Here is a 12,425-nt window from a genome sequence, read left to right on the forward strand (position 1 = left end):
GGCTCCTCGCTGGAGCATCCGGACGGGCCGCGCTCGGCAGGCGGCGGCCGGGGGCGACGAGTTCTGATCACTTCACAGCTCCCTGCGTCACCCCGGACATCACCCAGCGCTGAGTGAAGAGGTAGACGATGACCGCCGGTGCCATCGCCATGAGGTAGGAGGAGAAGGCGACGTGGTAGTTGTTGCTGAACTGGGTCTGGAAGATCGACTGCACGACCGGAAGGGTCTGCAGACTCGGGTCGGCGATGATGAGGGAGGGCATCATGAAGTCGTTCCACGATGCGAGGAACGAGAAGATGCCGACGGTCGCGCTCATCGGCGCCAGGAGCGGGAAGACGATCCGCCAGAAGACCTGAGCCGTCGACGCCCCGTCGAGGCGGGCACTCTCCTCGAGCTCCTCCGGCAGACCGCGCAGGAACGCCGTGTAGAGCATGACGGAGAACGACAGCTGGAACAGGATGTGGAGGATGGCCACTCCGAAGGGGTTCGCGAGGCCGACCATGCCGCTCAGCTTCACCTGGGACAGCGCGAGGACCGGGAAGGGCAGGAACATCGCGGCCAGCAGGTAGAAGAACGACCAGCGGAAGACTCGGCGGTGCCAGTTCCGCGAGATCGCATACGCCGCCATGGAACTCAGAAGGATGGTTCCCACGACGGTGACTGTCGTGACGAACACGGAGATGGCGAAGGCCCGCGGGAAGTTCGTCAGCGACCAGGCCTCGATGATGCCTTCAAGACTCGGCGGAGCCGGCAGCGCGAAGGCCTCTCCGTCGACCGCTTGGGATCCCGACTTCAGCGCCATGGAGACGGTGACATAGAGAGGCACCAGCACCGTCAGCGAGCACGCAGCGAGCAGCAGGGTGAGACCGAACCCCCGACGACGCCGGCGTCGCGTTCCCGCCTTGGTGCGGTTCGCGTCGAGGCTGAGCGGTCGGGTCGGAGCGCTGGACCCGGGGATCACAGTCGGGGTTGCGGACATCAGGAGCCGGCCTTTCCGCGGGTGAGCCGCAGTTGGATGAGGGCGATGCCGACGGCGATGAGGAAGAAGACCACCGAGTTCGCCATCTGGTAGGCGTAGTCGCCGTTGTCGAAGCCGCGGAAGATCATCATCGCCACAGACCGGGTGGAGGTGCCCGGCCCACCATCGGTGAGGCCGACGATGACGTCGTAGGAGTTGAGGAAGTTCTTGAACCCGATGACCACGTTGATGGCGATGTATCCGGCCATCAGCGGCAGCGTGATCGAGCGCAGTCGCGACCACGATGTCGCGCCGTCCAGCGCCGCCGCCTCGTAGATCTCCGCGGGGATGGAGACGAGCCCGGCGATGTAGATGAGCATGGCTGAGGGCACCGCCTGCCAGGCCGTGACGATGACGATCGAGACCCATGCGAGGTCCGGGTCGGTGAGGATGCTCTCCTCGAGGAACCCGATCCCCCAGGCCGACGCTGCGGCCGGAACGGTGCGGGAGAAGAGGAAGTTGAAGACGAATGCGATGATGATCCCCGACAGCACCATCGGCAGGACGAACACCGCCCGCAGCGCATTCTTGGCACGGATCCGCGAGGTCAGGCCGATCGCCAGGAGCAGGGCGATGACGTTGACGAGGATCACGGTGACCACTGCGATGCCGATCGTGAAGCCGTACGCACCGAGGATGGCGGGATCGCTGAAGAGCACGGCGTAGTTGGTGAAGCCGACGAAGTTCCACTCCCCGAAGCCGATCGAGTCGGTGAAGCTGAAGAAGATGCCCATCACCGCGGGAACGGTGAGCGCCAGGCTGAAGGCGACCACCGCGGGCAGCAGGAAGAGGAGGTGGACGGCATCGGGGCCGCGTCTGCGACGGCGCGCTGGGCGTCGGTCTTCGGTCCGGGTGTCTGTGGTCATCGTGGTCCTCATCGTTGGGATCGGTTCATGACCGGCGGGCCAGTCTGGCCCAGTCGTTGTCGAGGGTCGTGAGAACTCCTTCGAGATCAGCGCCGAGCACGAGGCCCTGCATGTAGTTCTCGAACGGGATCGTGCGGGGAATGGCTGTGGACACCCCCTGGTAGAAGTCACCGCGGTCGACGAACGGCTGCATCTCCACTAGCCGCTCATCGGTGACCGGCGGTGCATCGTCGCGCACGCCGAAGCCGAGGTTCTCGGCGTTGTACGCGTCCTGAATCGCGGGGTCGAGCAGGTAGGAGGCGAGCTCCCGTGCCCCGACCGGGTTCTGTGCGGCTTCGGGTATCCAGAGCGCGAGGTCGATGTTGACGCGCACCCTGAGGTCGTCCCTGTCTTCGGTCATCGGCAGCGGGAAGGTCCCGATGTCGAGGTCGGGATCGGTCTTGGCGATCTCGCCGAGCGCCCACGGACCGTGCAGATACATGGCACCCTCCCCTCGGGCGAAGGCGAGGTTGCCGTCGCCGTATCCCAGACTCGCCGCGTTCGGATTCGAGTAGGAAGCGAGCTCGAGCATCTTCGACAGCGGATCGTAGAAGTCCTTGCTGAAGGACACCGGGGCGGTCGGGCCGAGGTCGTCGCCCTGTTCCCGCAGCAGTGCGAAGAACTCGGCGACGTTGAGTCCGCCGCCGAGGCTGTAGTCGGCGAGTCCCTGCGACACGGTCCACGCATCGGCGTAGGTGCTGATGAGCGGCGTTACGCCGGCGTCCTGGAACGTCCCGCACGCGTCGAGCAGCTCGCTCCACGTGCCGGGGACCTCGACGTCATGCCGGTCGAACAGTTCACGGTTGTAGAGGACTGAGGCCGCCATGAGGGAATAGGGGATGACGCTGGTTCGCCCGGGGTAGACGGGGTACTGATCGACGAGGTCCTGAACTCTCGGCGCCACGGCTGCCGCCTCGGGAAGGTCGGAGAGGTCCGAGAGCGCTCCGCGCTCCTGGAAGCGCGCCATCTCGAAGTTGTAGTTGAGACATCCGAGGTCGGGCGGCGCCCCGCGGGCGAAGCCCCCAGAGAGGTTGGACGCGGTGTCGTGGACGGCACGGGGACCGGTGCCATCGGCGTTGAAGACGCGGACGAGTTCGCGGAAATAGGGGATGGCCTCGGGCTTCGACTGGTAGAGCGTGACGTCCGACCGGCTGGTCGAACCGTCGGAGCATCCACTCAGCGACAGCAGGGTGCCTGCTGCGGCGGTGGCGAGGAAGCCGCGTCGCGTTGCGCTCACACGCTGAGGATCGGCCGGTGATCGGGACACGTCGTTGTCTCCTGATGGTCGGATGCTTAGTGCTGTTTCTATAGCGCTTAAATATACCTCCTCAATTAATTAAATCAAGGGGTCTCACTGAACAATCAGGAGAACTCTGAACACGCAAGCGGACCATGAAAGCAGGAGGTCGTCGAGGAAAACGCAGTCCGGCACTCAGTCGGCGAGTCGTGCGCGCAGGGTCTCGCGGACGGCTTCGAGCGCGACGACGATGGCTCCCTCCACCACGGCGTCGGTGCCCAGCGCTGAGGGGATGATCCGCACCGGCATCGGCGCGTAGTCCCCCACCCGCTCCTCTGCCCGCTGCAGCAGGACCTCGTCTTCGAGCGCCGTGGCCCCACTGATGACCACCACCTGCGGGTTGAGCAGGCTCGACAGTGTCGCGACGACCCGTGCCAGTCGGTCGGACAGATCATCGACGAGGCGCAGCGCCGCCGGTCGCCCTTCCGCGGCCTGCGCGATGAGTTCGTGGGGGTCCAGGGGCAGCGGTGCGTCGTCGGACAGTTCGACATTCGCCTGCTCGGCCCATGTCCGAGCGAGCCGACCCAGCCCTTCGGTCGAGCGCACGCCCTCGACGTGCTCGAGGTAGACCATCTCGCCGGCTCCGCCGCGGGCGCCGGTGAGCAGGTGCCCTCCGTCGACGATGCCTGCGCCGAACCGCTCTCCGGCCAGGAGCACGACGAAGTCGCCGGCGGGATCGACGGTGCCGGCGTCGCGTTCGGCGATCGCGGCGAGGTTGGCGTCGTTGTGGACCGCGACCGCCCAATCGAGGTCGCGCAGCACTTCCTTGAGGTCGACTTCGACTTCACGCCAGAACGGGTCCTCCATCGCCATCGACCCCTCGGCGGCGATCGGCGCGGCGAATCCGAAGCAGACAGTCCGCACCTGCTCGTGGTCCGCCTCCGCCGCGGCAAGCGCCTCATCGATAGCGGCGCGCACCTGCACCGCGCGACTCCGGGACAAGTCGTCGGCGAAGCGGATGCGGGCTCCGCCCAGGCGGCGGCCGGTCACATCGGCCACGGCCACAGTTGCCGAATTCAGACCCGCGTCGACCCCGACGCAGAGGGCGTCGCGCGACCGCGGGAAGAATCGCTTGCCGGGACGGCCGGCACCGCTTTGCCTGTCGGGCGGTCCCTGAACGATGAGGCCGCGCCGCTTCAGGTCGTCGCACTGGGCGAGCACCGTGGCTCGCGTGAGTCCGGTCTGGGAGATGAGCTCGTTCGTCGACAGCCCTTCGAGCGGGTCGCCGGCCCAGATTCGGTCGAGCACGAGGCGTTCGTTCCACTCGCGCACGGTGTGCCGCGGCCCTTCTTCCGCCGCGGCGAACCGATGTCCGAGCGCCTGCCCTCTCTCCGTCGTCACCATCACCTCAGAGTAACCGGTCGCGAGACGATGGACGGCCGGGCGCCCGCCGATGTCGACCTCCGCCCGGCTGGGATCGCGCGGTGAAGGGGTGCCGAGCGGATCAGAGCGGCTCGATCTTCGGTTCTCCTGCCTCGGCGAGGATCTCCGCAATCGTCTGTCCGCGCCGGATGAGGAAGAAGTCGACCCTCTCGCCGAGGTTGTCCGACCCGAAGCCGCTCGCATCGGTCTCGGACGACGTCCGATACCCGTAGACGGGCACCCGCGGAAGGAGGTTGTAGGAGAACGGATTCGAGAAGTAGTACGCCCCGGTGTCGGGGACGACGATGAGGTCACCGGCGTCGAGACGCGGCAGCAGGCGATCCTCGGCGAGGAGGTCGCCGGCGAAGCACGCCGGTCCGGCGACATCGGTGTGGACGAGTTCGGGCCCTTCGGCGTGACCGACGGACGTGGGCTTCGGCGTTCCGTCGGGCGCGAACGGGAGGATGCGCACGGGCCAGTCGGCGGGGGCATACGCGGTGCGGGTGGCCACCTGGACGCCCGCATGCGTGATGGCGATGCGCCGACCACCGGTCGTCTTCGCGTACTCGACGCGGGTGAGGATGCTGCCGGCCTTCGCCAGCAGCGAGCGACCGAACTCGGTGACGATGTCGAAGTCGAAGAGCTCGGGCACTCTCGCCTCGATCACCGCACGGTAGTCCGCGAAGGTCGGGGTCACCTCGTCGCCGAAGAAATTCACCGGCAGACCGCCGCCGATGTCGATGCGCGTGACCTGTCGGGGGTCGGTGTCTCCGTGGCGGTCGCCCTCCCCGACGCTCTCGCCGGCATCCGCCGCGCGGGCATCCGCCGTGCCCGCGTTGATCTCGCGGGCGAGGTCGACGACCGCGGCGATCCCCTCAGCGGCCTGGTCGAGACCGATGCCCTGCGATCCCGAGTGGACATGGATCTGCGTCAGCCATGGACGGGCACGGTAGGCGTCGACGATCGCCTGACGTGCGCCGGGATCGGCGAGACCGATGCCGAACTTCGACGTCGATGTCGCCGTGCTCATCGCGCCGATCTCACCGATCCCCGACTGCGGATTGATGCGGATGCCGATGACCGACTCGGTGCCCGCGTCGACGAGACGGTCGAGGCGCTCGAGCTCCTCCCAGCTGTCGACGTTGATGGACACGCCCAAGCTGAGTGCGCGTCGCAGCTCGCTCTCCGTCTTCGCCGGCGAATCGAAGACGATCCGGTTCGGCGCGAACCCGGCGGTGAGCGCCGATTCGAGTTCTCCCGGGCTCGCCACCTCACAGCCGGCACCGCTCTCGGCGTAGTACCGGAGCAGTGGGAGCAGGGGGACCGCTTTGCACGCCACCGCGTGGAGGACCTCCGTGTCGGTGTCGAACGCGGCCCTGAGCTCAGCGAACGCCTCGGCGACGTGGTCGAGGTCGATGAGTCCGAGCACCGGCTCACTGTCCGTGAGTGCGGGTACGGCGGCGGACTCGTGTGCGGCTGCGATGGCGGCGACGGCTCGTTCCCGACTCGCGGTGAGCTTCGTGCCTCTGCCTCGTCTCTCGTGCATTCCGTCCTTCGCGCTCGTACGGTCGTCGTTCGAGGAGCCTGGTCCCGACAGGGTGCCGTCCCCTCCCATCATGGCAGTTCCCTCACACATTGCGCAGTTGGACGGGCACGGACTTCCACCACCAGCCCGATCCGCGATGCCAGGTGCCGGTCTTCTGCAGGAAGCCCTCGACCTCGGTCCGCACGGCGTGACTCGGGTACTGGATCTCGAGGACGGCGCCCTGACAGCGTTCGACGACGAGGACCTCGGCGTCATCGATCGCAGGGAACTCGGATCGGACCTGCTCGACCGTCCGGACAGACGGCACGTCGGCGCAGCGGACCTTCGAGGGGACATTGTCGTAGACGACGTCCTGGAACTCGAACGACGACAGCACCCGACCGCACGCGAACGTGCCGATGACGACCGTGGCAGCCGCACCGGCGACGACGATGCCGATCCGCCTCAACACGGTCCTACGCGTGATGGTCGCCCGCCTTCATCGGTCGTTCCGCGGACATGCCGCTGTCAGTGTCTGGCGAAGCAGCAGGGTCCGTGACCGGCGGTTCGCCGGCGACCGGCACAGCTGTCGTCTCCCTCAGCCGGACGGTGAGCAGACGATTGACCTTGACGAGGACGATGAGTCCGACCACGAGGATCCCCAGCCCGAGCACCGTGACAGCGACATAGACCAGGGAGATGAGCAGACCCACAATTCCCATCGACACATCCAGGTTCATTCTCGCGACTCCTCGCCTCGGGCGGCCGTGCCGCCGCTCGCTTCCGGGCACGCTCGGATCGCGGCCCGAGCATCCACTCTGCCGTGCACATGGGGTCCGTGTCATCGCACGAAAGGATGAGATCGCCGAGGTTGTGCGACCGTTTCCGCTCGCCCCGGCTCAGGCCAGGAAGCAGAGACTCCGGCTCATTCCGGGGAGTGGAACTTGAACTGCACAGCGCGGATGACGACCTGCGCGAGGTTCTTCGCCCCGAGTTTGATCCGCAGGTTCCGGGCATGGCTCTTGACCGTGTGGACGGTGACGAACTGTCGCGCCGCGATCTCCGAGTAGTCGAGTCCTTCGCAGATCTGGCGCAGGAGGGTGAGCTCCGCCTCGGTGAGTGCCGGAGCGTTGGCCGGGACGTCGGGAACGCTGTCGCCGCTGACGAGGATGTCCTCAGCGAGCGTTCGGAGCAGCTCGGGCGAGTCCCCCTCGAGGGCCGCCTCGGCGACGCGGATGAGCTCCGCATCGGAGGCGGACTTGCTCACGGCCGCGAGCGCACCGGCCTCGAGCGCTCGGGCGAGGCCGGGCCCGGGCGCCACCGTGGTGAGGAGGACGATCGTCGCCGAGGGGTCGAGCCCGATGATCTCCTGCGTCGCATCCACCCCGCTCATCCCCGGGGGCATGTTGACGTCCATGAGCACGAGGTCGGGCCGGTGCGCAGCGTAGGCCGCGACCGCCGCCTCACCGGAATGCTGCGGGTCGAGGACGTCGAACGACCCGGAGTCCCGGAGCGCAGCCGCAACCGCCCGCGTCGTCCATTTGTCGTCATCGACGATGAGCACCGAGGCGGCCGGTCGTTCCGTGGACGCCGCAGTCTGTGCGGCTCCAGTCTCTGCGGCTCCGTTCCCGGCGGAAGCGTTCACGCCCTGCGGCCTTCGAGGCGACGGTGGGAGTGCCCGGCGTGCACCGTGGTTCCTGCCGGCCCGGCGTCACCGACCGGCCCCGCGTCACCGACCGGCCCGGCATGGCCGACAGTCCCGGGAAGCGCCGCACCGGCCACAGAGGCGCTGTCGCCCTGCGCGGTCGGACTCAGCTCGCCGGGGGTCGCCTGCGACGCCGCGGCGAAGTCGTCCCTGACCGGCACCGCCTCGGTCGCGATCTCGGAGTCGATCTCCGTGGCGACGAGTTCGAGCGGGTGGGTGACGGTGACGACGACCCGGCCCTGCGGGTCCGCGCTCACGGTGCAGGATCCACCGACCGCCTCGGCGCGGGTGCTCAGGGACCGCGGCACCTCGGTGAGCGGGGCGTCGGCGGAGTTGACGCTCGTGTAGCGGACCACGACCCGTGTCGGCGTCGCCTGTTCGGCGGCGACGGCGATCGTCGAGGCTGTTCCCGGGGTCGCGTAGCGGATGACATTGGTGGCGAGTTCGAGGATGAAGCCGGTGAAGTGCGTGCCGACCGCGGGAGAGGCATGTTCGGGCAGGGCACCGACGGTCGTCGACAGCTGCACTCCCCCGGCGGCCGTGCCGTCCTCGATCGCGGAGACGAGCAGTCGTGCCTCGGCGCGGAGTTCGACGTGCGCGCTCTCGGGAGCGTCCGCGCGCAGGCGTGCGACGAGCTGCCGCAGGCGCTTCGTCGCCTCGGCGTTGACAAGAGCGAGTTCGGTGATCATCCGATCCGCGCCCGGCGCGTGGGGCGCCCGGCCGAGGGTCCTGATGATCGCCGCCTCGGTGCACAGGGAGTGGGAGATCGTGTCGTGGGTGTCGCTCGTGAAGCGCATCCGCATCGTCTCGAGCGCCCGCGCGTTCTCGCGGGCCGCCTGCTCGCGGCGGGTGATCTCGCGCTGGATCCGGCGCTCGACGAACCCTGCGGCGACGCCGACGAGGCAGGTCGTCAGCCATCCGTAGCCGAGGTCGATGAGGCCGGGCACACCACCGTCGAGACCGTTCTGCGCCGTCGCCGCGACCTGGTACGCGAGGAGCGCGAGCGTCCCTGCACCGGCCGCCCACCAGCGCATATAGCTGAAGAGCACGGCCGTGGCGAGGATGAGCGCCTCGGTGGACATGTTCTCGAAGTCAGGGTACTGCCAGAGGAAGACCCCGCTGAGGGCCGCCGAGGCGACGACGACGCTCAAGGGAAGGAACGGCGTGACGACGATGAGCACGTAGGCGGCCGCGGTGAGAGCGACGTAGAGCGGTTCGTCGAGCTCGAAGGCGCCCGGCACGAAGGCCGTCAGCCCCATGACGAGAGCGAATGCGCGCAGCGGCAGGTCGACGAAGCGCGGACCGCGGAGGAACCGCCACACGGCGGAGCCTCGGCCCTCGGGTCTGTCCACGGTGGTCGCACGCATGACTACCATTGTCCTCCATCCGCGCCGATTTCGCGCAGGGTTCAGCGATTCCGGGCCCCTGGTCCCGCCGACGGCCGTCCGGATCCGACGTCCCTGACCTTCCGGAATGCAGTGAGGAGGACTCCCGTCGCCGCGTCGGACCCGCCCGATCGCCGCCTTCGCGGGCAGCGCCCGTTCGTCGCCGCGTCGCATCCGCCCGACCGCCACCTTCGCGGGCAGCGCCCGTTCGTCGCCGCGTCGGACCCGCCCGATCGCCGCCTCCGCGGCCTCCGCGGGCAACTCCCGCCGAGGCAGATGACCCCACATGCGAACGCGAACGACCCTGCCCGCCCCGACCCGGAATCCGGGTGCGGTGGCGAACAGGGTCGTCGGTGGTGCGGGGTACGGCTGTGCCGGAGACCTCAGCCGAGGATCTCGGCGAGTCCCGCCTCGATGACGTCGAAGGCGTCGCCCAGCAGCTCATCGGAGATCGTCAGCGGCGGGAGGAAGCGGAGCACATTGCCGAAGGTGCCCGTCGTGAGGACGAGGACGCCGTTCTTCGCGCAGTACGCCGCGAGCTCCTTGACGAGCTCGGGGTTGGGCTCGATCGAGTCGCGCTTGACGAATTCAGCGGCCACCATGGCACCGCGGCCGCGGATGTCCCCGATCTCCGGGTAGGTGCTCTGGAGCTTGACGAGGCGATCGGTGATGAGCTCGCCGATCTCGGTCGCCCGCTCGAGCAGTCCGTCGTTCTCGTACGCTTCGATCGCGCCGAGGGCCGCCGCACACGCGGTCGGGTTGCCGCCGTAGGTGCCGCCGAGGCGACCCGGGCCGACCGAATCCATGATCTCCGCGCGACCGGTGACAGCCGAGAGGGGCAGACCGCCGGCGATGCCCTTCGCGGTGGTGATGAGATCGGGGACGATCTCCTCCCACTCCGAGGCGAACATCTTGCCGGTGCGGGCGAAGCCGGCCTGGACCTCGTCGGCGACGAAGACGATGCCGTTCTCGCGGGCGAAGTCGACAAGCGTGGGCAGGAAGCCCTCGGCGGGGACGATGAAGCCGCCCTCACCCTGGATCGGCTCGATGACGATCGCGGCGACGTTCTCGGCCCCGATCTGCTTCTCGATCATCGTGATGACGCGCTTGGCAGCGTCCTCACCGCTGACCTTCGTGCCCGCCGCGTCGTTGTCGCGGAAGGGGTAGGACATCGGTGCACGGTAGACCTCGCCGGCGAAGGGGCCGAAGCCCGCCTTGTACGGGTGGGCCTTCGCCGTCATCGCCATCGTCAGGTTCGTCCGGCCGTGGTACGCGTGGTCGAAGACGACGACGGCGTCCCGGCCGGTGTGGGCACGGGCGATCTTCACGGCGTTCTCGACCGCCTCGGCGCCCGAGTTGAGCAGGACGGTCCGCTTCTCGTGGTCACCGGGGGTGAGCCGGTTGAGCGCCTCGGCGACCTCGACGTAGCTCTCGTACGGATTGACCATGAAGCACGTGTGGGTGAAGGCCTCGAGCTGCTCGGTCGCGGCCTTGACGACGCGGGGGTTCGAGTTGCCTGCGGTGGTCACGGCGATGCCGGAGCCGAGGTCGACGAGCTGGTTGCCATCGACATCCTTGACGATGCCCCCGCCTGCGGCCACGATGTAGGCCGGCAGGCTCGATCCGACGCCGGTCGCGACGGCACTTGAGCGTCGCGCCTCGATCTCACGGGACTTCGGTCCCGGGATCTCGGTGACGATCTTGCGTTCCTGCGGCAGAGCTTCGCCGCCAATCTCCAAAGCTGTCATAACGGGAAGAATAGAGTGTGACGACGGTTCTTGTCATTCTCAGTCCGTAAGGTGGGCAGAACGCGCATTCAGGGCCGCCCAGAAGTACTGATTCCGTCGTCACTACGACGTCATTCTCAGCGTCATCCGGGAGTCCCGCCAGGTCCCCTGAGCACGCAGGACTCCCTTCGCCGAGGTGGCCGACCGTCCGATCGGGACGTTTCCCGCCGCGGACGCCCGGTCAGGCGGGTCTCAGCGGTGCTGATTCCGCATGTCGACGTCCCGGTTCCGTCCGGGCAGGGTCCGGTCGTGTCCGCGCTCGGGGGCGACGATGATCTCCTGCGCCCCCGCCACGGTTCCGCCCTCGCCGAGGTCGACGCTCAGCGGAGCGTCGGCGGCGACGGTGCGCTTGATGACGGCGAGCCCGATCGGGCCGAGTTCGAAGTGCTGAGCGACCGAGGTGAGGACGCCGACGGGACGGTCGGATCCGCGGACCGTGGAGAGCACCTCGGCGCCGGGATCGGGATGGATGTGCCCGGACCCGTCGAGGTGGACGAAGACGAGGCGCCGAGGCGGCTGACCGAGGTTGTGGACGCGGGCGACCGCCTCCTGACCGCGGTAGCAGCCCTTCGCGAGGTGGACCGAAGTGCGCAGCAGGTCGAGCTCGCCGACGAGGGACTTGTGGTCGATCTCATTGCGCCCCGGCCTCCACGCCGCGACCCGCAGGGCCTCCCACGCGTCGAAGCCGGCCATCCGGAAGTCGTTCGCCGAGGCTGCCCTCAGGTCCTCGCGGGAGACGATGCCGATGACGAACGGGGTCTCGAGGCCGGGGTGGTCGGTGCCGGCGACGCCCTGACCGAGGTCGACCTCGGCGTACGAGGCGGAGCCTGAGCCGATGTGCGGCCACGGATCGGACCAGAGCTGGGTGACGGGCAGGGATTCGGGCAGGACGCGGATCGCACCGATGGCCTGGAAGTCCTCGCTGACGTCGGCGATCTCGACGCGCATCATGAAGACCATACGGCGGAGGAAATCGAGGGTCTCGTCGGTGCGGAGGTCGCTGAGCGCCCAGAGCGCCTCACCGTCGTCGATGAGGCGCAGCCAGCCCTCGATGCGTCCGTTGGGGTCGAGGACGAGCGTCTCCGTCGAGACGCCGGGGGCCAGGGTGTCGATCTTCTGCGTCGTGATCGAGTTCAGCCACGTCAGCCGGTCCGCCCCGGTGAGGCGGAGCACGCGGACGTGGGGCAGGTCGACGATCGCCCCGCGTTCAGCGAGCGCGCGCTGCTCGCGCAGCGGTTCGCCATAGTGCATCGGGGTCTGCGCGAGGTCACCCGTCCCGAAGACCGCGGACGAACTCAGCGGTCGGGACAGGGACGACGGTCGCGGCGGGGCCGCCTCGGCGGGCGAGGATCCAGGGGTCCCCGGCGCACCCGCGGGAGAGCCCGGGGTCGCCTCGGCGCCGGTCGGGGCATCGGGGTCCGGTGCGGTGGTCCCGGTCATC

Annotated in this window: 11 protein-coding genes; all 11 read right to left on the bottom strand. The window is 68.5% G+C overall.

All coding sequences use genetic code 11. From position 1 onward, the window contains the following. Positions 1-67: 67 nt before the first annotated feature. Positions 68-979, bottom strand: coding sequence for a carbohydrate ABC transporter permease (locus tag AC0VYB_RS15220; RefSeq protein WP_009380464.1), 912 nt, complete (start codon positions 977-979; stop codon positions 68-70). Then, the gene (locus AC0VYB_RS15225) at positions 979-1,884 is read right to left on the bottom strand and encodes a carbohydrate ABC transporter permease (protein ID WP_095376220.1); all 906 of its coding nucleotides are present in this window, start codon (positions 1,882-1,884) and stop codon (positions 979-981) included. Before AC0VYB_RS15225 ends, AC0VYB_RS15220 begins: the two co-directional genes overlap by 1 nt. A gap of 25 nt (positions 1,885-1,909) precedes the next feature. After that, positions 1,910-3,160, bottom strand: a complete 1,251-nt coding sequence (locus AC0VYB_RS15230) for an ABC transporter substrate-binding protein (protein WP_255248985.1) — start codon at positions 3,158-3,160, stop codon at positions 1,910-1,912. 195 nt (positions 3,161-3,355) lie between these two features. Further along, the gene (locus AC0VYB_RS15235; protein WP_186372618.1) at positions 3,356-4,561 is read right to left on the bottom strand and encodes an ROK family protein; all 1,206 of its coding nucleotides are present in this window, start codon (positions 4,559-4,561) and stop codon (positions 3,356-3,358) included. A 103-nt stretch (positions 4,562-4,664) separates the two neighbouring features. Then, entirely contained in the window at positions 4,665-6,128 is a 1,464-nt protein-coding gene (locus tag AC0VYB_RS15240; RefSeq protein ID WP_475384799.1) for a type III PLP-dependent enzyme domain-containing protein, read from the bottom strand. Between the two features lie 82 nt (positions 6,129-6,210). After that, entirely contained in the window at positions 6,211-6,576 is a 366-nt protein-coding gene (locus AC0VYB_RS15245) for a hypothetical protein (RefSeq protein WP_095376217.1), read from the bottom strand. Between the two features lie 7 nt (positions 6,577-6,583). Next, positions 6,584-6,847 (bottom strand): hypothetical protein, encoded by a 264-nt coding sequence (locus AC0VYB_RS15250; protein WP_095376216.1) that lies wholly within the window; start codon positions 6,845-6,847, stop codon positions 6,584-6,586. A 185-nt stretch (positions 6,848-7,032) separates the two neighbouring features. Beyond that, entirely contained in the window at positions 7,033-7,752 is a 720-nt protein-coding gene (locus AC0VYB_RS15255) for a response regulator transcription factor (RefSeq protein ID WP_095376215.1), read from the bottom strand. Continuing rightward, on the bottom strand, positions 7,749-9,179 hold the full coding sequence (locus tag AC0VYB_RS15260) for a sensor histidine kinase (protein WP_475384800.1): 1,431 nt from the start codon (positions 9,177-9,179) through the stop codon (positions 7,749-7,751). Before AC0VYB_RS15260 ends, AC0VYB_RS15255 begins: the two co-directional genes overlap by 4 nt. 401 nt (positions 9,180-9,580) lie before the next feature. Then, complete coding sequence (gene gabT, locus AC0VYB_RS15265; RefSeq protein ID WP_040342350.1) at positions 9,581-10,945, bottom strand: 4-aminobutyrate--2-oxoglutarate transaminase; 1,365 nt, start codon at positions 10,943-10,945, stop codon at positions 9,581-9,583. 231 nt (positions 10,946-11,176) lie between these two features. Further along, complete coding sequence (ygfZ, locus tag AC0VYB_RS15270; RefSeq protein WP_101623511.1) at positions 11,177-12,424, bottom strand: CAF17-like 4Fe-4S cluster assembly/insertion protein YgfZ; 1,248 nt, start codon at positions 12,422-12,424, stop codon at positions 11,177-11,179. Position 12,425: the final 1 nt, after the last annotated feature.

This window comes from Brevibacterium sp. Z349TD_9 (assembly GCF_056173565.1).